The sequence below is a fragment of the Emticicia oligotrophica DSM 17448 genome, assembly GCF_000263195.1.
In the GTDB taxonomy this organism is placed as follows: Bacteria; Bacteroidota; Bacteroidia; order Cytophagales; family Spirosomataceae; genus Emticicia; species Emticicia oligotrophica.
In genome coordinates this window covers 1,775,810-1,799,920 of the sequence record NC_018748.1, presented here as the reverse complement: position 1 = coordinate 1,799,920, position 24,111 = coordinate 1,775,810, and the positions used below count along the sequence as shown (strand labels likewise).

Sequence of the window (24,111 nt, the reverse complement as noted above, 5' to 3'; positions counted from 1 at the left end):
AAATTTATAGCCTGATTATCAATAATTTATTTTTTTAAACTACAAATTTAACCTTTTATGGCAGTTTTATAACAAAATTTCTGGCGGAATATTGTTGAAAGGCGATTTTATAAACCCAAACGGCTATTAGGTTGAGAATCAAAAGCTTGTAAAAATTAAACCCATGCTTCTTGAATAGAAGCATGGGTTTTTGAATATTCCTTTTAAAAACCGATTGGCTTTAATTTTAAACCAGTGGTTTCGTCTAATCCAAAAATGAGGTTTAAATTTTGTACTGCTTGCCCCGATGCACCCTTTGTTAGGTTATCAATGATACTCGTAATGAGTAAATTATCATCGTGTTTTTCGAGATGTAAAATACACTTATTGGTATTTACAACTTGCTTTAAATCTATTTCGTTAGCCTCGCTTAAGTGTGTAAAAGGATGCGATGCATAATAGTTTTTATAAAGTTCTTTGGCCTCTTCGATTGTTCCGGCAAATTTGGTGTAAACATTAGCCATGATACCACGACTAAAGTTTCCGCGGTAAGGAATGAAGTTTACAGCTTTGCCAAAATTGGGTTGAAGGGTTTTAAGACTTTGATTGATTTCCTTTAAATGTTGGTGCGTGAAAGCCTTATAAATAGAAATATTATTATTTCTCCAACTAAAATGGGTGGTTGCCGAAAGCGATTGTCCCGCTCCAGTACTACCTGTCACGGCACTTACATGCACATCTTCACTCAATAAACCAGTACTAGCCAATGGTAAAAGTGCTAATTCGATACTCGTGGCAAAACAACCAGGGTTGGCAATACGATTAGCGGTTTTGATTAAATCTTTTTGTAATTCTGGTAAACCATAGATAAAACCATTACTTTGGTCACGGAAATCAGTGCTTAGGTCAATGATTTTCACGTGGTCAGGAACACTATTTTCGGCCAAGAACTTTTTCGATTCGTTGTGCCCCGAACATAAGAAAATAGCTTGAACTTCTTCGAAAGGCATTTGGTCGGTGAAAAGTATCTCTGTTTCGCCAATTAAATCGGTATGAGTAGCATAAACAGGTTTTCCTGCTTGACTCTTCGAGTTTACGAAGCCAATATTTACTGCTGGGTGATTAAGTAAAATACGGAGCAATTCGCCACCTGTGTAGCCAGCTCCCCCAATGATACCGATGTTTATTTTCATTTGCATAAAAGCCCTAAATCAAAGAGGATGAATTTAAGGCGTTAAAAAGTTAATAATTAAAGGCGGTTTATCGTTTAAAGCCTATTTAAACGATAAACTATTTCGAAAAAAAGATTGTATTTGATAATACAACAACATTTTTCAAGAATCTGTCACAAAATTAAGCAACCTCTCAGAGAAAACTCATATTTTTGAGGAAATTTCAAACCCAATTATACATGACTCTTTTAGAAATTCCGTGGAATGTAAATCCGATTATAGCAAAACTGGGCAGTTTTGAATTACGCTGGTATGGACTTTTGTTTGCTTCGGGCTTTTTGTTGGGCTACCAAATTATGCTCAATGTTTTCAGAAAAGAACACAAATCAGAAAAAGATCTCGATACACTTTTATTTGTGATGATTATCGCAACGGTTATCGGTGCGAGGTTCGGACATTACTTTTTTTATGAATTTGATAGTTTTCTAAAAAATCCGGGCGAATTTCTGATTGATATGATTACGCCACCGTATCAAGGTTTGGCAAGTCATGGAGCCTTAGTGGGTATCATTACCGCTTTGGTTATCTACGCTCGCAGCCACAAAGACCAACCATTTTTGTGGGTGGCCGACCGCATTGTAATTACGGTAGCCTTAGCTGGATTTTTTATTCGTATGGGAAATTTGATGAATCACGAGATAGTTGGCAAGGCCACTAATGTACCTTGGGCTTTCAGGTTTAATGCTTTTAGTCAAACACCAACTGGCGATTTAATCATGACCCCTGAGCCTTTTGCACGCCACCCTGCTCAGCTTTACGAAGCATTATCTTGCTTGATACTTTTTGTCATTCTTTATAGCATTTGGAATAAGTTTAAGGAAAAAACACCTCGTGGACTTTTGCTCGGAATTTTCTTGATTTGGGTATTTGGGCTTCGTTTTTGCTATGAGTTTTTGAAAGAAAATCAAGAAGCTTTTGAAGATAAAATGGCATTAAATATGGGTCAGATTCTGAGTATTCCTGCGGTTTTGCTCGGAATTGGTGTTTTGATTTATACTTTCAAAAATAAACAAAACCAAGAAGCAGCATAATTTGCTGAGTGGTTCGTAAAAAATTCGAGGCGATTCAATTTGAACCGCCTCGAATTTTTTATTTATTAATTAGTGGCTACTTCCATTAATTGCCTTACATTATTAATTACATCAGTATTTGGTGGAATATCGAGTCCTTGTCCAATTACTTGATAACCCGTAAGCAAAATATTTATATCTGAAAAAGTCTCTCCTAGCTTATTTACATATTGCTGTATTTCATCTTGTCCCGGTGTAGAGGTAATAACAGTAAATAAATAATCGGGCTTATGATGGTCACAAATAAATTGTAGTTCAGAAAATGGTAAGCTTTGCCCCAAATAAATTACCTTATTATTTCTTGCTCTTAGCACAAAATTGGCAAATAAGAGTGGAATTTCGTGGAACTCGCCTTCTGGTGTAAATAATACGTATTTCTTAGAATTTGCGTCTGGTTTAATGACTTGGCCATCAATTGCCACGATAATTTTCTGACGAATCAGATTCGTAATAAAATGCTCTTGTGCGGGGCCAATAGAACCAGTCACCCACAAAGTACCGATTCGAGTAAGGAATGGATAAATGATGTTAACCATTGTATTCTCGAAACCAAATTGCAAAATATTTGTAGCAATGATTTTTTCGAAACGCTCCTCATCCAAATCAATCATGGCAATGGTAAGAGCATGAATCTGGTCGGGATAATTGAGTTGTTTATCCGAAATAGCCAATACCTCTTTCGAGAGTTCTTCTAAACTAAGTTTAGCAATTTCCGAAATCTTGTAGTCGTGGTCTTTGAGCAATGCAATATTCAGAACCAATTTCAAATCACTATCATCGTAAGTACGGATATTGGTATCAGTTCTTTTTGGATTAATGATATTGTACCGCTGTTCCCATATACGCAAAGTATGGGCTTTGATACCAGATAGTTGTTCTAAATCTTTAATGGAATAATTACTCATTTCTTGACTTTATTGAAAAGTTTAGTTTAGCTCCGCATAGTGTATTAAATAACACGTTCATAGTCGCTTTTCATTTACAAAGCAAAGTAAAGGTTTAACAGAATGTTTGTATTTATGTTTCGAGAAAAACCATTTTTTTTATAAAATTCTTAAAATATTTCGAAAAAAAGTTTGTTTATGAAAAAAAAGGCATTTTGAACAAGTAAAATGAACCGCGGAAAAACTATTATTTTAAGTTTTAGAATAGCAAATTTGTGAAAATAATGCTTAGAGAACATTCTGAAATTTATACAGTAATACATAGCTCCTTATCTTGGCTTTTTTGAAAGAAGGTGCTGTTTCTTATTTTTTATTATGTATTTTCAGATATTTCTGATAGGCCATTGCTACTAAAGCCGTTGTATAGGCATCGGAAGTAAAGTAAAGAATATTGCGTACAACTGTCCCTCCCGAAAAGAACACACCTCCCTTCCAATAGTTTTGGTTGGTTTCCATTTTCTTTTGAGTATCAATATATTTAACTGCTCGATTAATTGTTTCCTGTGAAACTTCAAGCCCTGACTCTTTCAAATAAAGCATAGATAACAGAGCATAAGTGGTAGATTGTAATATATCTCTTTTGTTTACGTGCTTCCAGCTTTGATAGCTTCCATCAGGATTTTGTGTTTGACTCAAATGATTTAAAAGCAACTGAGCAGAAGATTTTAAGGCGGTGTCGCCCGCTGCCAAGGCTCGACTAATCGCAAAATGGAAATGATAACGATTAGGATAATAAATACCCATTCGATTCCAGTGACCACGTTTGGTATGCTTTGCTATAAGTTTGTGTGCTGCTTCGTGACCTTTGCTCTGATTTAGCGTACCTTTTTTTGTTAAATAGGTAAGTACATTGGCATTTACTACCACATCAACATCATTGGTTCCCCATGGAATGTAAGGAATATAGGGGTGTGGATAACAGACACTAAAAGGCAAGAAAAAAACCAAATTGTGTAATACAGTTTTATGGAAACGCCAATTTTCAAAGGTTGATTCTTGGGCAAGCCAAGTCATATACGCTCCCGATTTTTTAAAACCATGATAGAGATAATTATACCAATGCCTGTTTTGCCTATTTTGGTCAAGATAACGGTCAAAAATGCTATGCTTAATGGTTTGATTGCTATCTTTTCCGAAAATCTTTTGGTGATACCAAATTGCTAAATTTCCCAAGGCAGTATCATCGGCATCGTTGGCCACATTCGCTGCATTATTGATAAAACGTTCTCCTAATATAAAGTTTGTTGGTCGTCTGACCAATGGTATAGGATTAGGCTCTTTCCCCCAGCTTAAATCGCGGCGTGGGGGGAGTTTTTTCCAAAAATTGAATTGTAAACCAATGGGAGTGGGGGTGGCGTAACTTAAAACTTCGGGATATACTTTTGCTAACATGGGCAAAATCTGTTTTTGCGTGGTGTCAGCTAAGTACATTTCGGCCAAAATATTATGTATGCCCGCCATTGTGAAGCAATTAGAGTCTCGGTATTGGTTCTTTACGCCCAAGAAGAAAAAGAATCCTTTCATTTGCATAAAGGCCTCCCATTCGCCAGCGTATTGTTTACCTTCGATGGTTTGTGTGGTTTGGTGTTGAGTTAAGTAGTTGAGGCTGCGTTCTATATCTTTTCGAAGCGAATCGGGCGAGGGTTGCTGCGAAAAGGCTGAGATTTTTATTAAAAGAAGTAGAAATAGAGCGTATCTCATGGATTTTATAAAAAAATAGCCTCCCAAAAAGAGGCTATTATATGCTTTATTTTTAGAAAATTAGCTTACCATATTGTGGTAAACATTTTGTACGTCATCGTCTTCTTCGAGTTTTTCGATAAGCTTTTCAATATCTGCCGCTTGCTCATCGGTTAATTGTTTGGTGTCAGTTGGAATTCTTTCGAAATCGGCATGAAGTAGTTCAAAACCTTTCTCTTCGAAATATTTTTGTAAAGCACCAAATGCCGTAAACTCACCGTAAATATTGATTTGATTAGCTTCTTCGTCTAAGAAAACTTCTTCAGCACCAAAATCAATCAATTCAAGTTCTAATTCTTCGATGTCAGTTTTACCATCATTGGCAATTTTGAAAACCGATTTACGGTCAAAAATGAAATCTAACATGCCAGAAGTTCCTAAACTACCTCCACATTTCGAGAAATAGCTACGAACATTGGCAACTGTACGATTCGTATTATCAGTAGTACATTCTACTAAAATTGCTACTCCGTGCTGGCCATATCCTTCATATACTACCTCTTTGTAATCTTCTTGGTCTTTAGAAGAAGCACGTTTGATTGCATTCTCAACGTTTGCCTTTGGCATATTGGCTGCCTTGGCGTTTTGCATAATCGCACGTAAGCGTGAGTTACTATTTGGGTCTGGTCCACCTGATTTTACTGCAATCGCAATGTCTTTACCAATCCTTGTAAAAGTTTTTGCCATTTGCCCCCAACGCTTCATTTTGCGGGCTTTTCTAAATTCAAACGCTCTTCCCATTTTTTATATGAAAAATCTAATATTTTGTATGTCTTAATTTTGCTGCGAAATTATGAAATTTTATGTAAAAACACACAAATATATTTTAATCAACCGTCTTCGGCTTACAGTTAATAGTTGGCAGTTTTCAATGTAATGAATACTAACGAGAAATTTTTCAATAAAATAAATGCCACTTATGCTCAATTATTTAGTTCGATAAGGCAAATGCTTGGCAATTTGATTCATCAGACTCGAAGTGAGTTGATGAGGTGTGTCCATTCGATTGTTCGGTCGATTACTAAGTTCGGTCGCCCAAACCATTTCGCCACTCTGAGCATCGAAAAGTTTAATATCAGTTGCTACGCCATCGTCAAAGCGAGCATTATTCATTGCCCACGGAGACATAACCATATTTCTATCAGTTGGTCTGCTGATTTTTACCGTCAATTCGCCAAAAATCACTGCGTCAACTTCTAATAATCTTGCTAAATCGGCTTTATTTTGATAACGTATATCTTCTAAACGAATACCGCTGTCGGCGAGTAATTTATTTGTACGGTTAAAATCTTGAATGGCAATTTCATAGTGACCCTTTTCTACTTGTTTGGCGATATTGATAAATAAGTCTTTTTGTGCATCAAGGCTTGCTTCTTGGTCTCGTTTATCGTATTGGCGACGAGTACGAGTATCGTTTTTTTGCTTTGAATAGGCCAGAGGATTCTGAAACTCTACACCAAAAGGTAGAATTGCTATTTTCTTGTGCCTATTTTTTACATTAGCGAAATTTTCAGAAACAAAATCTTTTGAAGAGACACAGCTAGATAAAATCATGGTGATTATTCCGAGTGCAAAAATGCTTTTATTTATGCTGAACGTTTTCATTTTTAAAATTGGTTTTATGGTTAAAAGAAGTCTTCGCTTCAAGCGAAGGCTTCCTTAGTTACATAATGAGATTTAGTAACCATAAGTTGTATAAACATAAAAAATAATTGACAAACACCATTGCACCGAAAAATCATACATATTGATATGGATGCTTTTTTTGCCTCGGTTGAGCAGCGTGACTTTGCCGAGTTACGAGGGAAACCCGTAGCTGTGGGCGGAAGTAGCGAGCGGGGCGTTGTGGCAGCGGCCAGTTATGAAGCCAGAAAATTTGGCGTTCGTTCGGCTATGTCTTCACGTATTGCCAAACAAAAATGCCCCAGTCTGATTTTTGTCAAGCCAAGGTTTGAAGTGTATAAGCAAGTTTCGAGAGAAATCAGAGAGATATTTTTAGAATATACGCCTTTGGTAGAGCCACTTTCGTTGGATGAGGCATATTTGGATGTAACTGAGAATCTGAAAGGAATTGCCACTGCTACTGAAATTGCACAAGAAATTAAAGTTCGAATCAAGGAGAAAACAACACTTACGGCTTCGGCAGGGGTTTCGGTAAATAAGTTTTTAGCCAAAATTGCCTCCGATTACCGCAAACCCGATGGATTATTTGTTATCAAGCCATCGCAAGCAGAAGCATTTGTTGAGAAACTCGAAATCGCGAAGTTTCATGGAATAGGAAGAGTTACCGCCGAAAAAATGCACAAAATGGGCATTTTTACAGGAAAGGAATTACGAGAAAAAAGCTTAGAATTTTTGGTGAATAATTTTGGAAAAGTTGGGCGATATTACCATGATATTGCTCGGGGAATTGACAACCGTTCTGTAAACCCCGATAGTATCAGAAAATCGGTTGGAGTAGAAAATACATTCGACCGTGATTTGACCGAACCCGATGACCTTTATCACGAACTTGATGATATCATCGAGCAGCTTTGGCGAAGAATGCAACGTGCCAATGCCTTCGGGAAAAGTATTACCCTAAAAATAAAATTTGCCGATTTTGATACCATTACTCGCAGCCGAACTACCCATTTACCAGTTTTTGAGAAAGATTTTTTAGCTAAAGTTTCCTACGAAATGCTTAATAATTTGTTTCCATTGCCTAAAGGAGTGAGATTAATGGGGGTTTCTTTCTCAAATCTCGAATTTGCAGATGAGATGATTGGTCGCCAGCTCACATTAAGTTTCTAAAAAAATAGGAAGTACTTAATACTTCCCATTTAATTCCCAGTTATAATCCATATATGAGATTTTGGCATCTTTGTTTGCCTTTGTTTTGGCGTATTTATTCGCCCAATCGATTACTGACATTTTATCTTTAAAATCGCCACCGTACCAGTTGAAAATATTTGAAAGTTTGGCTTCTTTGGCTGAAACTTGATTTTTATAAGAATCATTCAAGAAGTCAAAACCTTGGTCGTCGAGTTGTTGGTTTAATTTAGAAGCAATAAAAGCCTCATTTCGCAACGGTGGACAAGATTTTGCGGCACAAACCAAGGCAAAATGAATACGAGGCTCATCAAAATCCTTACGAATAATGCCATGCTCGATATTATTCAAATCCAGTTTTTTTCCGCCAATATTAATAAACTTAATATCCCAAGGAGTATTCACAAACGGAATCTTTACCTTGCTGCCAATATCTTTGATGCTCTTGATTTTTTCATCGGTGTGGTCGAGAATCAATTGTACAGTAAACGCATTGTAGGCATTTATCCAATAAGCCAACTTCTCTTCTTTGCTCCAGCGTTCGTTTGGGGCATTATTTTCTAGCAAAGATAGGTACTTTCTTAGCTCTGCTTGGTCTTTCTTAAAACCACCGTAATTCACGAAGCCCTTTGCATCAACGTATTTTTTCAATAGGCCATTCCAAATTTCATGACTAATTGGGTCGGCCGTTGAAGTAGGAGCATTTACAGCAAAACAGCTGCTTACCGCCAAGAGTATAATTACTAATAAGCTCGTGATTTTCATTTTCTGTATCATTTTTTCTTTCAGTATCTCAAACCTTTTATTCATATACGTTTTAGAAGAACAAAAAGTTTGATTAAAACTATACTCGCAAGAAAATCTTATAATGATACATGGCTCTAAGGAATGCCCACTTGATGGCAATAACGGCAAGAGCAATGATTACCTCGTGATAATTTTCGCCAACCAACTGAGCTAACCAACGGAAAAGTCCATTAGCTGCATAATACCAGTTTATTACAAGGCCAGACATATAAATCAAAATTGAGTTTAGTCCGATGATGGTAAAGAAAAACGCCCAACGTTGGTATTGAAGCACATCAATGATAAAATAAAACAAAGAAAGCAGTAAAAGGCTACATCCACCAGCATAAAGCATAAACGAACTTGTCCATAGGTTTTTATTTATCGGGAAAACGATTCCCCAACTCCCACCAATAATCAAACAAACCAAACCTAATATTGCTAAAGTAGCTGCTTTCTGTGTGGGTGTTTTAGTAGTTACATTCTTCAAGTAATTTCCTGCAAAAATTCCCAATAAACCTGTACCTATGGCAGGAATAGTTGAGAAAAGCCCTTCAGGGTCATGAATTTTTAAGTGTAATCGGCCCGGTACCAACATTCTGTCAACCCAAGATGCAAAATTGCCTTGAATTGTCAAATCACCCGCAACAAAACCCGGTGCAGCATTAAATTTCATGATTAAATAATAACCAATCAGTAAACCCGAAAACCACACATATTGCCAACGTTGACTTGCATAAACATAAATAATACAAGCAAACATATAGGCTAAACCAATACGCCCCAAAACACTCGGGAAACGTATTTGTGAGAGTTCTTTTATTTGTAAACCATTATTGTAGATGACGCCAAGTAAAACTAATATTAGTCCACGTTTGATGATTCGGCGTAGTATTGCTTGTTTATCAATACCTTTTTCTATTTCTCGGCCTACCGAATAAGGGGTAGATACACCAGAAATGAATAAAAATAATGGGAAAATGAGGTCATAAAATCGGAAGCCATTCCATGCAACGTGCGAAAGTTGAGTGGCTATCCAAATGGCTGCCGGATGGTGAGTAGCTTCGCTAAGAGCGTGAAAAAAATCTTCTCCGCCCATAATCCAAAACATATCAAAACCACGAAGGGCATCGAGTGAATAAAGTCTTTGTGTAGAACTTGAAGAGCTCATTTTAGGTCGATTAGGGTGATTTTCAAATATACTGAATTTCGATTATGATTCGAAAAGATTTTTGCGTTTTTCAGTTCTTCAAAAAATAATTTTATATCTATGCGTAGAATGTCGAACAAAAATGAGCAAACTTCGTAATACATGTACTTTTGTAACATTAATTTCTAAGCGAATTTGCATAGAATCATTATGATGAATTTTACAATCATGACAGCATTAAAAATACAAACGATAAACAATTCAGATATTGAGGTTTTTTCAGAAGTAGCAACCCGTGCTTATTTCGACCACTACAAACATTTGTGGTTTGACCATGGTCAATGGTATGCCCAAAGGTGTTTTAATACCCAACAATTAAGCGATGAAATGGCTGATGATAAAAATCTATTTTTCTTCGCTATTGTCAATGAAATACCCGTGGGTTTTCTTAAGCTTCGCCCACAAAATCAATTAGCCGACCAAAAAGGTGTAGGCTTTGAAATTGAGCGGATTTATCTAACAAATGAAGCAACAGGACAAGGCATTGGTAGAAAACTCATGGATTTTGCCATTGAAATGGCTCGCCAGCAGCAAAAAGACTATGTTTGGTTGAAGGCGATGGATAGTAGCCAAAATGCAATCAGATTTTATGAAAGCTTAGGTTTTGAAATATGCGGAACTTCTCGACTAACTTTTGAGCAAATGAAAGAAGAATATAAGGGAATGGTGACGATGAAGAAAAACTTGAATTAAAATGAGTCTAATTTTCCTCAAAGGAACTTAATATTGGTAGAAATATATGCTATAATCTCCTCAAAAGCCCCAACGGGTCAAAATATTTCGACCCGTTGGGGCTTTTGAGGCAAGGAAGTCACGGAGTATTTTATGTAATATTAACCCTAACTCACGTTAGATTAAGCTAACAAAGCTTTCACTGTAGCCGAGATTATTTTACCATCGGCAAGGCCAGCCAATTCTTTAGTTGCTACACCCATTACTTTACCCATATCAGAAGGGGCAGAAGCTCCAACACGAGTGATAATTTCTTGTAATTTTGCTTTTAATTCCTCTTCTGAGAGTTGTTTCGGCAAAAATTCTTCAATTACTGCCAATTCAGCTAATTCTTTTTCAAGTAAATCAGCACGATTTTGTTGACGATAGATTTCAGAAGAATCTTTTCTTTGTTTGGCAGCTTTGGTAAGTAATTTCATTTCTTCATCAGCCGTCAATTCTCCAGATTTTCCTTCTTTTGTTTCTTCCAAAAGAATCAATTTTTTTATATCACGAAGAGCTTCTAATCTTACCTTTTCACGAGCCAACATCGCAGCTTTTATTTGTCCGTCGATTTCTGTTTTTAAAGACATTTTTTTAATATTTAATTTTAATGAAAATCGGTGTTTACTATTTTATTTATTTCGTTGATGAATTTTAGCGTACCTTCAACTAAAATCGTATAAATTTTTGGTTCAAGGTCTTAAAAATGTGGTTATAGCTTATTTGTAAAACAATCGAATTGAATTAATCGTTTCTCAAACACACGGAGAGGCTGGAAAAATCAGACATGAGCATTATTTTGGTAAAAGTAGGGAACTGATTTTAGCTACAAATTAGTTATTTCTTTACCACAGTCAGCAAAGTTCCGAGCAATAATTTGGCAAAAGTAAGGGAAAATCCTTACTATTACCAAAAAATCAAACTTGTAAAGGTAATAGATAGGTAAAATGAGGCTTTACTAATTACTTATTTTAATACCTAAAATCGGGGTTGCTACTCGTTTGGAAAATTATGATTTTAAAGAAACAGATTAAAGAGCAGTATGACAAAACTATCAGTCAATATAAATAAAATAGCAACTTTGCGAAACTCTCGGGGTGGAAACCAACCGAATGTGGTGCAGGTTGCGATTGATTGCGAAAAATTTGGAGCGGAAGGGATTACGGTTCACCCTCGCCCCGACGAACGCCACATCAGATACCAAGATGTATATGATTTAAAAGAAGTAATTACGACCGAATTTAATATTGAAGGAAATCCTACCGAAAAGAAATTTGTTGAGCTAGTTTTAGCCAACAAACCCACCCAAGTGACTCTCGTTCCTGACGCCCTCAATGCGATTACTTCAAATGCGGGCTGGGACACAATTACTCACAGAGAACGCTTAAAAGATTTAGTTGCTACTTTTAAAAGTGCGGGTTGTCGAGTGTCGATTTTCGTTGATCCTATCGAAAAAATGGTTGAAGGAGCCGCCGAAACAGGTACCGACCGCATTGAACTTTATACCGAAAGCTATGCTCACCATTATTCTAAAAATCGTGAGGAAGCGGTAAGAGATTATGTGAAGGCAGCACAAATGGCGGCAAATGTAGGTTTAGGTGTGAATGGTGGACATGATTTGAGTCTTGAGAACTTACGTTATTTTAAAGAAAGTATTCCGAATCTATTGGAAGTATCAATCGGGCATGCCTTGATTTGCGATGCACTTTATTTTGGTTTAGAGAATACAATCCAACTTTATCTGCGTGAATTAGAATAATAATATAATGACAAAACCTATCTCTGTAGAGCAGTTTCTTGAAAAGTCGAAAACTTTGCCAATTATTGATGTGCGTTCGCCGGGAGAGTTTGAGCGTGGACACATCGTTGAGGCTGTCAATATTCCACTTTTCGAAAATCACGAGCGAGCAGAGGTAGGTACTCGCTACAAGAAAGTTGGCAAAGAATCTGCTTTTTTATTAGGGCTTGATATTGTCGGACCAAAGTTATCGGGTTTTGTAAAAAAGTCGAGAAAAGTTGCTCCAAATGGCGAAGTTTTAGTCCACTGCTGGCGTGGCGGTATGCGAAGTGGAAGTTTTGCTACTTTACTGGCTTCGGCAGGTATGCAAGTATATACTCTCATTGGTGGCTATAAAAGATATCGTACTTACGCACTCGAAAAATTAAGCCAGCCTTTTGACCTCATTGTTTTAGGCGGAAAAACAGGAAGTGGGAAAACTGAAATTTTATACGAATTAGCTAAAAAAGGTGAACAAATCATAGATTTAGAGGGCTTAGCACATCATAAAGGCTCTTCTTTTGGAATGATTGGACAAAAGCCCCAACCTACCACCGAACAGTTTGAGAATGAGCTTTTTACTCACGTGAGCCAGTTAGACCCTTCTCGTCGTATTTGGATTGAAGATGAAAGTCGAAACATTGGTTGTTGTAATGTGCCAGACCCTCTTTGGCAGCTTATGCGTACGAGCAGAGTGGCTTTTATAGATGTTTCGAAAGAAATTAGAATTAAGCGATTAGTTCAAGAATATGCTCAGTTTTCTACTAATGATTTAAAAGCTGCTACCGACCGAATATTGAAACATTTAGGAGGACAAAACCATAAGGCTGCGGTTGATGCCCTCGAAAAGAGTGATTTTGAGCTTGGGGTTGATATTGCTCTAAACTATTACGACAAAACATATCTTCATGGCCTTTCGAAGCGAGAGCCTTCAAAGGTGACTACTATTTCTATCACCGAAAATAACCCATCAGTTGCTGCTCAGCTACTTATAGATAGTTTTTAACATATTTTAAGACTTTTTAACGAGTAATGTAAGCATATAACCTCTATGTTTGTATAACATTTGGTTTATCCGTATGCCATTTAACCATTATTTAAAAATATATAAACAGTAAAATTATGAAAGCTATATTTTCACTTATGAAGAAAAGCACAGTTTTGATGTTATGTGCCGCACCCATTATTTCATTTGCACAGGAGAAAAAAGAGAAGATTCGTGTCCGTATCGAACAAGAAGTTGAAGGAAAAACAACCATTAGCGAAAAAGTATTTAATGGCTCGGGTTTATCGAGTAGCCAAAAAGAGGAAATGATTGAGAAATTTAAAGATTCGGTTTTGGCACTTAACAAAGGTAAAGCACAAGGGGTAAAGATTGAAGTAGACAATAATTCAAACTCAAATATCAATATCGAAAGAAATGACGGTAAACGTATTGAGCGACGTTATGAGTTTAAAGGAGAAGGCAATGGCAATGAAGATATTGTAATCAGAAGAGAAGTAGGACCTAAAGTGAGAGTTTATAAGAAAAGTGGTAAAGGAGAAGGTGAGATTTTTGATAGTGAAGAGTTTTCGCATGAACTACATGGAAATATGGAAAGTTTGAAAGAAACCATGAAAGATATGGGCAAAGATTTGAAATTTGAGTTCCGTACTATTCCTGATAATATCATGATGTTCGATAGAAATATTAGCTCAGGAAGTAAAACAATTCGTGGTGTAGAAGTTTATCCAAATAACCCTAAGACCGAAATTTTAAATGTTCGTTTCAACGCCCCTCAAAAAGGTGATGTAAGTATTAAGGTTTTAGATATCAAAGGTAATGTAGTTGCTAAGGAAGAAATCAAAGATTTTACAGGCGAATACGTTGGACAAATAAATATTGGTAAGCAAAAAAGCGGAATAGTTTTCGTGATGATTACGCAAGGTGAAGATGGAAATGTTAAACGTGTAGTTTTACCATCGAATGAAAAATAATTTTTTTGCTTTAAATTAGAAAAAGAAACGACGGCATGGTTTTGAACCATGCCGTCGTTATATATAAACAGTGATACTTACTTACTTGCTTCTTCAACCCAATGTGTCATTTCATTGACAATTGCGTCATTTGAGCCTAAATAACCTGTACTTTTGAATTTGATTTTACCTTCTTTATCAATACAGAATTTTGCTGGAATTCCATTCACTCCATAGCTACCAGCCACATCTCCACCAATATCTAGAATCACTGGGAACGAAGTGTAGCCACGTTGTTTAACAAAATTAGCAACTGTAGATTTCCATTGTTCTGTGCTTACACGCTCATACGTATTCACAAACAAGAACTTCACATTCGGATTATCTTTGAATTTATCCATCGACATTTTCATGCCTGGAAACGACATAATACAAGGACCGCACCAAGTTGCCCAAAAATCAAGTACGACTACTTTGCCTCTTAAATCAGAAAGCTTTACGGTTTTTCCATCTAAATCAACCAATGAGAAATCGGGAGCATCTGCACCAACAGAGCCAGCACTTCTACGCTTTACATCTTGAATAAAAAGTTTGGCGAAGAAATGGTTTTTGCCTTCTTTTTCTAATTGATTTGCGGCATTAGCAAAAATTTCAAAATCTTTTTCAGGATTTAAGAAATTGTTGATAGCAATTAAGCCAGCCAATGAAGTCCCTAATTCAGTAATAATTGGCTTGATGGTGGCATTATATTTATCTTCTTCTGCTTGATATTTGAATTGAATATCTTTCTTCTTTTTCTCATCTTTTTTCTGAGTCGCTACATCAAACTGGTTTTGTAAATCCATCTGAGTCTGACGAAACTTCTGTGATTCACTCACTACCTGATTAAACTTAGCCATGGTAGGTGAACCATCTACTGAAAAAGTGCCAGGTTTATCGGGCGTATTGAAGCCATCCGCTACAATGTTTAGGGTTTCGCCACCATCTAAAATTAAACCAATAATTTGTTGATTGGCAATGTTTAGCTGATAGATACCCGGTTCGGTCATTTTTCCTTTAAATGAAAAACTATTATCAGGAGAAACTGCAACCGAGTCAATTTTCAAAGCAATATTTCGGTCGTTCATTCTTTCTAAATAAACCTTACCACTTACAACTGATTTTATCTTGCCACTAATGCTATAAGTACTTTCGGTACCAGTAGGCTTATTAGCTTGAGGTTGCGATTGGCAAGCCATTCCGCTGATAATCAAGCACGTAGCGATGATGATGTTTTTCATGAATATAATAATTATATAGTTTTTCATTGATTTATTGTAGGGCTTTCATCAATAATTCATTGGTGCGTTTTGGGTCAGCTGAACCTTTTGATTTCTTCATTACTTCGCCTACAAACATACCCAATAAGCCTTTTTTGCCATTTTTATACTCTTTTACTTTAGCTTCATTGGCTGCTAGAACTTCGTTGATTAACGCTTGAAGTGTGTCAGTATTGCTTTCTTGAATCAAATTATTGCTTTCTGCTAAAGCTAATGCTGAAGCCGTTGGGTTTTCGAGCATCAGGGGGAAAAGCTTTTGAGCGGCTGCCGAACTACTAATCTTATTGGCATCTACCAAAGCGATAATTTCCGCTAACTGACTTGGCTTGAGGCTAAATTCAGTAATTTCTATGCCAGTTTCGTTTAGGTATCCTCTGATTGTAGAGGTAAGCCAATTCGATATTGCTTTGTAGTTTTCTGAGTATTTACAAGCTTCTACAAAGTAATCAGCCATTTCCTTGCTATCTGTAATCGTCACGGCATGTTCTTCAAGAATACCAAATTCTTTCGTGAATTTCTCAAATAATTCACTCGGAAGGGCTGGCATTTTTGATTGAATATCGTTCATCCATTCATCCGAGATTCGAATTGGTGCTAAATCGGGCTCTGGGAAATAACGATAATCGTTCATGGTTTCTTTTACACGCATGCTATAGGTTTGTCCTTTATCAGCATCGAACATACGTGTTTCTTGAATAATTTTCCCACCCGACTCTAATAATGCTACTTGGCGTTTATACTCGTATTCGGCGGCGTGTTGAAGATTACGAATCGAATTCATATTCTTAATCTCAACTTTTGTTCCAAATTCTGTTGTACCTTCTTCACGAATTGAAATATTTAAGTCGGCACGCATTGAGCCTTCTTCCATATTACCATCGCAGATACCTAAATAACGTACAATTTTACGAATTTCGTTCAGATAGGCACCAGCTTCTTCTGGGCTACGCATACATGGCTCCGAAACAATTTCCACGAGTGGCGTTCCCGCACGGTTATAGTCGAGTAGTGTGAAAGTATCGCTACCATCATGTACTGATTTTCCTGCATCTTCTTCAAGGTGAATATGGTGAAGCTCTAATGCTCTTTCTTTAAAAGTTTTGCCTTCTTTAAGGCGAATTTTGATAGCTCCTCCTTTACAAATTGGATATTTATCTTGAGAAACCTGATAACCTTTTGGAAGGTCTGGGTAAAAATAGTTTTTGCGGTCGAAATAATTATTGCGGTTGATTTCGCAGCCACAAGCCAAACCCATTTTGATGGCGTATTCGACTGCTTTCTTATTCAATTTTGGTAAGACACCAGGGTGTCCGAGCGTAATTACACTAATATTAGTATTGGGTTCGCTACCAAACTTATTGGTATCTGAAGCAAATATCTTACTCTCTGTTGCAAGTTGGCAGTGTACTTCTAAGCCAATGACAATTTCGTATTTCATGAAGGATTTTTATCTATGGAATGGCAAATAAATGCCATTTAGAAAACTGTATTCTTTATAATGTACAAATTTATGGTTTTTAGTCGAAAAAACTGTAGGACAGGTTTGTAACCTGTCAATAATTTTGGAAATAAACACATTTTACACATTTGACAGCTTGAAAACTTGCCAATATCTTTGGGAATAAGCATTTTCTACGCCCTTGACAGGTTGAAAACCTGTCCTACATGATATGATTGTAAACGTCTTTGATGTACGACCATTTCCAATCTTTCATTTGTTGGCAAAGACCAGCTTTTACAGGGTTATTTAAAACATACACTAAAATTTTATGTAATTCTTCATCATTACGAATCAATCTATCATAACTTTCATCTTGCCAGAACTTACCTGTTTCTCCTAATAGCTTGTTACATTCACGGGCAGAAAATCGTTTGATTGAGTGCATGATTTCTTGGAGATATGGTGGGGTAGATATTTCTGTATCATTGAATAGCCTTAGCACTACATGTACATGATTTGACATAATGCAGTAGGCAAAAAGTTCAAAGCGTTTACCATCCCAGAAATGCAGAGCATCTGCTACAATTTTTGCTAAAGTTTCACTTTTAAGAAAATGTTTTCCGCCAGAATAGGTATCAAGAAATTTATCTTTTTTGGCAAAAGCTATTTTGTTCAATCGCTCTAAATCTTCATTTTTACTTTTCGAAAATAGCATTATTTTTTCTTTTTCCACTTGAAATTCATGTTCCCATTGTTGATAAATTTCTTTGGGGATACACCCATAAAGATTGAAAGTTACAAAAAACAAACCTCCAAGTGGCTGAAAATGAGGGAGATGCCTCTCATGAAACTCATCCATATTTTGTTGTAGGACAGGTTTGCAACCTGTCAATTTGTGTGGTTAAATTATAAATCAAATTCTATACTTTTGACAGGTTGAAAACCTGTCCTACAGATGTTCATCAACTATTTCTTCTACGCGTTTTTTGATAGTATGCTGAACTGAATCTTTAGCAAAAATGAAGATAGATAGGATTAGGGCATAAACGCCAAACATAATCAGAAAACCTAACCATGTGGTATGAAGTAAGTGATTGAGGCCGAGTGCAAGAAGAATACTTAAAAAGATAAGCACGACGATACCTAATATAAAAGTCATAAGGGCGTAAACAGCTTTGACTACTATGCCCTCAATTTTATCTTGAACGTTGAGTTTGGTCAATTCAAACTTTGCTTCGATGAGTTTAATAAGGTTTTCTTTTAACTCACCAATTTTCAAAAAATCAGACATCTCGTTTTAGTTATTAGTATTTTGTTATTGGGAAATTAGTCTAATTTTCGTGAATATTAAAAATAAATTCAAAAATTGACCAATTAAAATGGTTAAACTTGATGGTTGAGCGAAGTCGAGACCAACGAGTTTAACCATTTTATTAAAGAATCAAAACTAAAACTTATTCCTCTTCACCGCCGAAGCGTCCGCCGCCTATGAGGTTTCCAAAGAAAAGCGTATTCAAAAACAATTTGTTTGTGCCGTACCAAAATGCTCTAAAATTAGGGTTTTCTGATAATGCAATTACTTTACCCGAACCCACATTTAATGTAATTGCCGCAGGTGAGTTTTTGATTAGTTTTTCGTTTTTCGGATGAACATAACCAGCCAATAGAGGATTCGCCGTAAATACCATTGGTGTATTATAAGGGTTTTTGGTGTCTTCCATGAAGATATTATTATCTTTAAAAAGAGCCAATTTGCCTTGTTGATATCCAAAACAGAGTGGGTGTGTAGGGTCTATTTTAGCTTCAAAGATAGTTCCTGCCGTTTCTAAAGCTCCCGTATATTTTTCTTGGAGGTTATACGGGCGTTTTTCGCCATTACCATTATTGTCTGGTTTTTCTTTAATAGTGATATTAGCTATTTTTTTAGCAGAAACCCACTCAACAGCATCAGTCATGGCTACCAAAACACCACCACCTTGTACAAAACGTTTAATTTTTTCGTCTGAAAGTGCGTTGTAATTTCCACCAGCCAATACGATATGCGTGTATTTCTCTAAGCCAGTACGATTAGCTGTTTCGATATCAGCAATTGTTAAAGGAATATTGATGCGTTGGTCGAGTAAGTGCCAAATTTCACCAGCATCCGTTGATTGTACACCAGCACCACCTAACATTAATACTTTAGGTAATCGCACTTTGCGGAATTTCTCACTACCGAAATCAATACCTTGCGGTGTAAGACCGGTCGGAACAGCGTAGAAATCTACACCATCACGTTCGGCAAGTGTTTGTAGAAGTGCCGATGGGTCAGAGCCATTACTGAAAATTTGAATCGTTCCGTAATCGAACGAACGCTCTTTGCCTTCTACAACTGCCGAAAGAGGTTCGGTTGCTACTTTCAAATTATAACCTTTCTTCAATAATTCGTAAGCAGCACGTGGAGCGTAGTAACTGTTCCATTCGAAAAGATATGCATACGAGCTTTTTCCGTAGACTTTTCCTTTCGGAAATTCATTCTTTTCTACTTTTTCTCCTAATGAAATTGCAGTTTTTGCTTCAGCAGTTGGCACATTCATACAGTATTGTAGAGACCAAGCTGAAATATCATAGAATAAACTATCTTCAAATTTCGTACGCTTCTCAAACATCGACTTAATCAAGCGATGTTGTGGTTGATTCATTGGTACAGCGAATGAGTTTCCTTTGCCAAACGTAATACCATCTTGGGTTTCGTCTTTTGCTAAATGATAGACATCAATCTGATTTCGTTTAAGCATATTAACCATCTCCCAAGTTTTTACAGCATCATTTCCTCCACCAAAAACGTAGGCTTTTACAGCATCAGTAGAAGCTTCTTTGTAGAAATTTCTCATGTGTTCGAGCAATTCCACTCGCATTTCACGTGCGGCACGTAGTGTTGAGAAAGTTGCTGTTACCTGATTACGAACAGTAAATGGGAAGCTCAAAACACCATTAGCAGTTTCTTGCAAATGTCCACGAGAAGAGGCTTGCTCAAACAAAATGCCCACTGAGCCATTTACATCGGGTAATGTAGAGCCCTTTCCGTAGTAAAAATCGTCGTAATTTTCTTGCGTGTAGTACGCGGAACCAATTTTGTCGAGTCCCGCAGCTTGAAATTTGCCAAATTTAATAGTCAAATCAATATTTTTCTTTGGCGTAAGTGGGTGCGTACGTGCAGGAATACCGGGTTGGAAGAAAAACGTTGAAGCCGAACCCATTTCGTGGTGGTCGGTCAGAATATTAGGTCTCCAATCATAAAATTTAGTTAAACGGCCCTTACTTTCAGGCATTTGTTGGTAAAGCCAGTCACGATTAAGGTCGAACCAATAGTGATTTGAGCGTCCTCCTGGCCATGTTTCACTAAATTCACGGCTGTTGATATCACTCACTAAATTGGTACTACGATTAATATTAACCCAAGTGGCAAAACGATTTCCACCATCAGCATTTATAACAGGGTCGATAAGAATTACTGCCTCATTGAGCAGAGAATCAACACTTGCTCCTTGTGCAGCGGCTAAATAGTATGCCGACATTAGGTTTGAGTTTGTTCCACTGGCTTCATTGCCGTGTACTGAATAGCCCATCCAAACCACGATTGGCATTTTTTGAATGTCTAAACTACCAGATTGAGCAGGATTAACCAATTTTTGGTGCTCGGCCTTAATTTGGTCGATACGTGCATGATTCTCAGGCGAAGTAACAGTGATTAGGATTAACTCACGGTTTTCGAAAGTACGAGCGTAAGATTCAATTTTAAAGCGGTTGGTTAATCGAGCCAACTCTTTCATGTAGCTTACTGTTTCGTAAGGCGTTACGTGTTGTTCGCCCACCTGATAACCCAAGAATTTTTGTGGTGTTGGAATTTTTGGGTCATAGCTAACATTTTGAGGTAAATAATAGCTATCAGCAACCTGACTAAAGGCTTGATTGACAAGTAATAGAGCGAATAATAGGTAGAGAATATAATTTTTTTTCATGTCGAGAAGTTTATATATTTCAAACAAAGAAATGTAGAAAAACCAATAAAACAAAAAAGCCTCTGACGTAGAGGCTTTTTTTATAGACAAATGAAAATTAGTACTTAGGAAAAATAATGGTTTAGCTTAAAATTTCCATCTTACAAATGCTTCCATGGCTTCATATTCGGCCAAACCGAGCTTATTGTAAAGTTGGGCTGTTCCACTGTTACGTTCTTCAGCACGTTGCCAGAATTCACGGGCATCAGTTCCTTGGAATACCACACCATCTTTTTGAGATTGGTGTTTGAAGATACCCATACGTTTTTGCAATACTTGGTCAGGCGACATCGGAACGGCCATTTCAATTTCGTGGATATCCCACTCAGCCCAAGCTCCACGGTACAACCAAACCCAACAATCTTTCATGAAATTTTTGTGTTTGAGTTGCTCGATGGCTGCAAAGATGGCATCTAAACAAACTTTGTGTGTGCCATGTGGGTCAGCTAAATCGCCAGCGGCATATACTTGGTGTGGTTTGATTGATTCAATCAAATCAGCTACAATCGCAATATCTTCTGCACCTAAAGGTTTTTTCTCAATTCGGCCTGTTTCGTAGAATGGCATATCCATGAAGTGAACATTTTCTTCCGGAATTCCAACGAAACGACAAGTTGCTTTCGCTTCACCTCTACGAATTAAGCCTTTTACATATCTTACCGCATCGGTGTCAACATCACTATCTTTTTTGTTTTTCAAGAATTCTTTCGCATCAGCAAAAAGCTTCTGCGTTTCTTTGTTATCAATGCCAAATTTTTCGTTAAAATCAACTACGAAATCAATAAAACGGATGGCTTCATCATCGGCTACGGCAATATTACCCGAAGTTTGATAACCGATGTGCACATCATGCCCTTGGTCAACTAAACGTTGGAAAGTACCACCCATTGAAATAATATCATCATCTGGGTGTGGACTAAAGATAATTACACGTTTTTGTACGGGCAATGCTCTCTCTGGGCGATTTGTATCATCGGCATTTGGTTTTCCACCCGGCCAACCAGAAATACTGTGTTGTAATTGGTTGAAAACATCAATGTTTAGGTCATAAGCTTGTCCATGACGGGCCAATAAATCGCTTAGGCCGTTATCGTTATAATCTTTGTTAGTAAGTTTTAAGATTGGTTTACCAAGCGATAAGGCTAAATTGGTTACTGCTTTTTTTACCATCTTGCTTGACCACTCCACATCTTCAACGAGCCATGGTGTTTTCATACGAGTAAGCTCATGGGCAGCACGCTCGTCAATGACAAACATTGCATTAGGATGTGTTTGCAGATAAGAAGCAGGTATAGTTTCGGTTACACGTCCTTCAACGGCTTCGGCAATAACAGGTGCTTTTCTTTCGCCCCAAGCTAATAGAACGACTCTTTTAGCACTCAAAATCTTCGAAACGCCCATGGTAATGGCTTTCTTCGGTACTTTTACTAAACTACCCCCGAAGTCAGATGCGGCCGCTACACGAGTAGAGTGGTCGAGCATCATCAAGCGAGTACGTGAGTTTACTAAAGAACCTGGTTCATTAAAGCCGATGTGTCCGTTGGCTCCGATACCTAATAATTGAAAATCTAATCCACCAACAGCATCAATTTTTCTTTCGTATTCTTCACTAAAGTCTTTTACTTTACTGAGTGGTACAGTACCGTCTGGAATGAAATAATTTTCTTTTGGAATATCTACATGGTCAAAAAGTTGCTCTTTCATGAATCGCACGTAGCTCTGCAAAGAATCAGGCTCCATGGGGTAATATTCGTCTAAGTTAAACGAGATTACATTTTTGAAGCTCAAACCTTCTTCACGGTGCATACGAATGAGTTCAGCATAAACTGATTTTGGCGAAGAACCTGTTGCCAAACCTAACACACAGCTGCGGTTTTGGCGTTGACGCTCTCTGATTAGGTCGGCAATTTCAACAGCCACAGCTTTTGAGGCCTCTTTTGAGTCTTTGAAAATTTTGGTCGGAATCTTCTCGTAAGCAATAGGGTCAGTTGTAATAATCTGTTGCTCCATTATTGGTCGTAGTTTTAGGTTTGGTTCGCTAAAATAAATTATTTCACAAAGGTAAAAATTATTTATTTCCGAACATCATATTTTAGGCTGAAAGATATAAAAATTTATTATAATTTAATTTATTAAAAAATATTTTTTTAATTGTGCACAATAAATTTTCGAAACAATAATGGCGAAGATACACAAAAAGCGTATCAAGTCAAGATAAAATAATGCTTTTAGTCTTGATTTGATACGCTTTGCTTATTTTAAAAGAATTGTCTGAAAGGGTTTATGCAAAAACCTCTTCGAGCTGTTCTTTTTTCGGAAAATCGGGTGTAACTAATTCTGCTTCTGGCTTATAGATATAAGGCATTGGGAAACCTCTTTCTTGGAAAGTAGGCTCAGCCATATTGTTATAACGAAGTTGAATAGACCAACGGATATTTCTAGTAATATTATCACCTGAGCGGTGTACTAAGAATGCCGAGAAAACCAATAAATCGCCTACTTCAAATTGTGTTTGTACGTAGTCTTCTTCTGGAATAGCTTCTTGAATACTACCTAAATAGCCAGAAGTATCTGCTTTCAAAAGGCCATCTTTGTGGCTGGCTGGTACGATTTGCAAAGCACCTAAATCTGCTGCACAATCAACCATTGGAAACCACATAACCACACTATCTAGTGAGCCTTGACCTGTACGCCAGTCTTGGTGTGCACCTAATTTCCAGTGGCTACCACCTTTTGATAAATAACGGCTATTGAATTGCATGGCTGGACGAACTCCGATGCTAGGGAATTCATAGCCTAAATCTTTCAGAACATTGATAATCTTAGGGTCTGTGCCTAAGTGGTGCAACGAAATAAGATGTTGGGCTTGTTTTCCAGTATTTACAAAAGTATTGAAATCGGCTTCAAATAAATCGAACATCGCTTGTTCGAAAGTATCACGGTCATTAATATCTACTTTTTTACCCAAAACACGTTCAATTTGCAATGCAAAAAGGCTACGAGCTTCAGTATAAATTCTGTTGATTTCCTCTTTTGAAAAGAAATTCTTGATAATGATATAACCGTCTTTATTGAATTGTTCTCTCATGATA

21 protein-coding genes are annotated in these 24,111 nt (G+C 37.0%); 6 read left to right on the top strand and 15 right to left on the bottom strand.

What is annotated here, in order from left to right:
* Nucleotides 1-203: 203 nt before the first annotated feature.
* On the bottom strand, nucleotides 204-1,178 hold the full coding sequence (argC, locus tag EMTOL_RS07475) for an N-acetyl-gamma-glutamyl-phosphate reductase (RefSeq protein ID WP_015028667.1): 975 nt from the start codon (nucleotides 1,176-1,178) through the stop codon (nucleotides 204-206).
* Nucleotides 1,179-1,390: 212 nt separating this feature from the next.
* On the opposite strand from argC, the gene lgt reads away from it, so the two are divergent.
* The gene (gene lgt / locus EMTOL_RS07470) at nucleotides 1,391-2,242 is read left to right on the top strand and encodes a prolipoprotein diacylglyceryl transferase (RefSeq protein ID WP_015028666.1); all 852 of its coding nucleotides are present in this window, start codon (nucleotides 1,391-1,393) and stop codon (nucleotides 2,240-2,242) included.
* 65 nt (nucleotides 2,243-2,307) lie between these two features.
* Here lgt and EMTOL_RS07465 read toward each other — a convergent pair whose 3' ends face one another.
* The 4 genes from EMTOL_RS07465 to EMTOL_RS07450 form a co-directional block, all read right to left on the bottom strand.
* Complete coding sequence (locus tag EMTOL_RS07465) at nucleotides 2,308-3,186, bottom strand: MerR family transcriptional regulator (RefSeq protein ID WP_015028665.1); 879 nt, start codon at nucleotides 3,184-3,186, stop codon at nucleotides 2,308-2,310.
* Nucleotides 3,187-3,528: 342 nt separating this feature from the next.
* Complete coding sequence (locus EMTOL_RS07460; RefSeq protein ID WP_015028664.1) at nucleotides 3,529-4,926, bottom strand: prenyltransferase/squalene oxidase repeat-containing protein; 1,398 nt, start codon at nucleotides 4,924-4,926, stop codon at nucleotides 3,529-3,531.
* A 60-nt stretch (nucleotides 4,927-4,986) separates the two neighbouring features.
* Nucleotides 4,987-5,706, bottom strand: a complete 720-nt coding sequence (locus EMTOL_RS07455; RefSeq protein WP_015028663.1) for a YebC/PmpR family DNA-binding transcriptional regulator — start codon at nucleotides 5,704-5,706, stop codon at nucleotides 4,987-4,989.
* Between the two features lie 186 nt (nucleotides 5,707-5,892).
* Complete coding sequence (locus EMTOL_RS07450) at nucleotides 5,893-6,570, bottom strand: hypothetical protein (protein WP_015028662.1); 678 nt, start codon at nucleotides 6,568-6,570, stop codon at nucleotides 5,893-5,895.
* Between the two features lie 120 nt (nucleotides 6,571-6,690).
* Between EMTOL_RS07450 and dinB the strand changes: the two genes are divergently transcribed.
* Nucleotides 6,691-7,758 (top strand): DNA polymerase IV, encoded by a 1,068-nt coding sequence (dinB, locus tag EMTOL_RS07445; protein WP_015028661.1) that lies wholly within the window; start codon nucleotides 6,691-6,693, stop codon nucleotides 7,756-7,758.
* Nucleotides 7,759-7,773: 15 nt separating this feature from the next.
* Here the strand turns inward: dinB and EMTOL_RS07440 are convergent, their stop codons facing one another.
* Nucleotides 7,774-8,541: a DUF547 domain-containing protein gene (locus tag EMTOL_RS07440; RefSeq protein WP_041693986.1), complete on the bottom strand. Its 768-nt coding sequence runs from the start codon at nucleotides 8,539-8,541 to the stop codon at nucleotides 7,774-7,776.
* Nucleotides 8,542-8,620: 79 nt separating this feature from the next.
* Nucleotides 8,621-9,733, bottom strand: coding sequence for an acyltransferase family protein (locus EMTOL_RS07435; RefSeq protein WP_015028659.1), 1,113 nt, complete (start codon nucleotides 9,731-9,733; stop codon nucleotides 8,621-8,623).
* 189 nt (nucleotides 9,734-9,922) lie between these two features.
* On the opposite strand from EMTOL_RS07435, the gene EMTOL_RS07430 reads away from it, so the two are divergent.
* Complete coding sequence (locus tag EMTOL_RS07430; protein WP_015028658.1) at nucleotides 9,923-10,465, top strand: GNAT family N-acetyltransferase; 543 nt, start codon at nucleotides 9,923-9,925, stop codon at nucleotides 10,463-10,465.
* 161 nt (nucleotides 10,466-10,626) lie between these two features.
* On the opposite strand, the gene EMTOL_RS07425 is transcribed toward EMTOL_RS07430, so the two are convergent.
* Nucleotides 10,627-11,076 (bottom strand): GatB/YqeY domain-containing protein, encoded by a 450-nt coding sequence (locus EMTOL_RS07425; protein ID WP_015028657.1) that lies wholly within the window; start codon nucleotides 11,074-11,076, stop codon nucleotides 10,627-10,629.
* A 452-nt stretch (nucleotides 11,077-11,528) separates the two neighbouring features.
* Between EMTOL_RS07425 and EMTOL_RS07420 the strand changes: the two genes are divergently transcribed.
* The 3 genes from EMTOL_RS07420 to EMTOL_RS21725 all read left to right on the top strand — a co-directional run bounded on the left by EMTOL_RS07420 (nucleotide 11,529) and on the right by EMTOL_RS21725 (nucleotide 14,240).
* Nucleotides 11,529-12,245 carry a pyridoxine 5'-phosphate synthase gene (locus tag EMTOL_RS07420; protein ID WP_015028656.1) on the top strand — a complete coding sequence of 239 codons (717 nt, stop codon included), beginning with the start codon at nucleotides 11,529-11,531 and terminating at the stop codon, nucleotides 12,243-12,245.
* Nucleotides 12,246-12,252: 7 nt separating this feature from the next.
* Nucleotides 12,253-13,269, top strand: coding sequence for a tRNA 2-selenouridine(34) synthase MnmH (gene mnmH / locus EMTOL_RS07415; RefSeq protein ID WP_015028655.1), 1,017 nt, complete (start codon nucleotides 12,253-12,255; stop codon nucleotides 13,267-13,269).
* 116 nt (nucleotides 13,270-13,385) lie between these two features.
* Complete coding sequence (locus EMTOL_RS21725) at nucleotides 13,386-14,240, top strand: T9SS type A sorting domain-containing protein (protein WP_015028654.1); 855 nt, start codon at nucleotides 13,386-13,388, stop codon at nucleotides 14,238-14,240.
* A gap of 77 nt (nucleotides 14,241-14,317) precedes the next feature.
* On the opposite strand, the gene EMTOL_RS07405 is transcribed toward EMTOL_RS21725, so the two are convergent.
* The 7 genes from EMTOL_RS07405 to EMTOL_RS07375 all read right to left on the bottom strand — a co-directional run bounded on the left by EMTOL_RS07405 (nucleotide 14,318) and on the right by EMTOL_RS07375 (nucleotide 24,107).
* The gene (locus EMTOL_RS07405) at nucleotides 14,318-15,499 is read right to left on the bottom strand and encodes a TlpA disulfide reductase family protein (RefSeq protein WP_015028653.1); all 1,182 of its coding nucleotides are present in this window, start codon (nucleotides 15,497-15,499) and stop codon (nucleotides 14,318-14,320) included.
* Between the two features lie 31 nt (nucleotides 15,500-15,530).
* Nucleotides 15,531-16,976, bottom strand: a complete 1,446-nt coding sequence (gene gatB, locus EMTOL_RS07400; RefSeq protein WP_015028652.1) for an Asp-tRNA(Asn)/Glu-tRNA(Gln) amidotransferase subunit GatB — start codon at nucleotides 16,974-16,976, stop codon at nucleotides 15,531-15,533.
* A 223-nt stretch (nucleotides 16,977-17,199) separates the two neighbouring features.
* The gene (locus EMTOL_RS07395; protein WP_041693460.1) at nucleotides 17,200-17,838 is read right to left on the bottom strand and encodes an REP-associated tyrosine transposase; all 639 of its coding nucleotides are present in this window, start codon (nucleotides 17,836-17,838) and stop codon (nucleotides 17,200-17,202) included.
* A 90-nt stretch (nucleotides 17,839-17,928) separates the two neighbouring features.
* Nucleotides 17,929-18,270 (bottom strand): phage holin family protein, encoded by a 342-nt coding sequence (locus EMTOL_RS07390; protein ID WP_015028650.1) that lies wholly within the window; start codon nucleotides 18,268-18,270, stop codon nucleotides 17,929-17,931.
* A gap of 163 nt (nucleotides 18,271-18,433) precedes the next feature.
* Nucleotides 18,434-20,980, bottom strand: a complete 2,547-nt coding sequence (locus EMTOL_RS07385) for a M14 family zinc carboxypeptidase (protein ID WP_041693458.1) — start codon at nucleotides 20,978-20,980, stop codon at nucleotides 18,434-18,436.
* A gap of 126 nt (nucleotides 20,981-21,106) precedes the next feature.
* On the bottom strand, nucleotides 21,107-23,029 hold the full coding sequence (gene nagB, locus EMTOL_RS07380; protein WP_015028648.1) for a glucosamine-6-phosphate deaminase: 1,923 nt from the start codon (nucleotides 23,027-23,029) through the stop codon (nucleotides 21,107-21,109).
* Between the two features lie 271 nt (nucleotides 23,030-23,300).
* The gene (locus EMTOL_RS07375) at nucleotides 23,301-24,107 is read right to left on the bottom strand and encodes a phytanoyl-CoA dioxygenase family protein (RefSeq protein ID WP_015028647.1); all 807 of its coding nucleotides are present in this window, start codon (nucleotides 24,105-24,107) and stop codon (nucleotides 23,301-23,303) included.
* Between the last annotated feature and the right edge of the window lie 4 nt (nucleotides 24,108-24,111).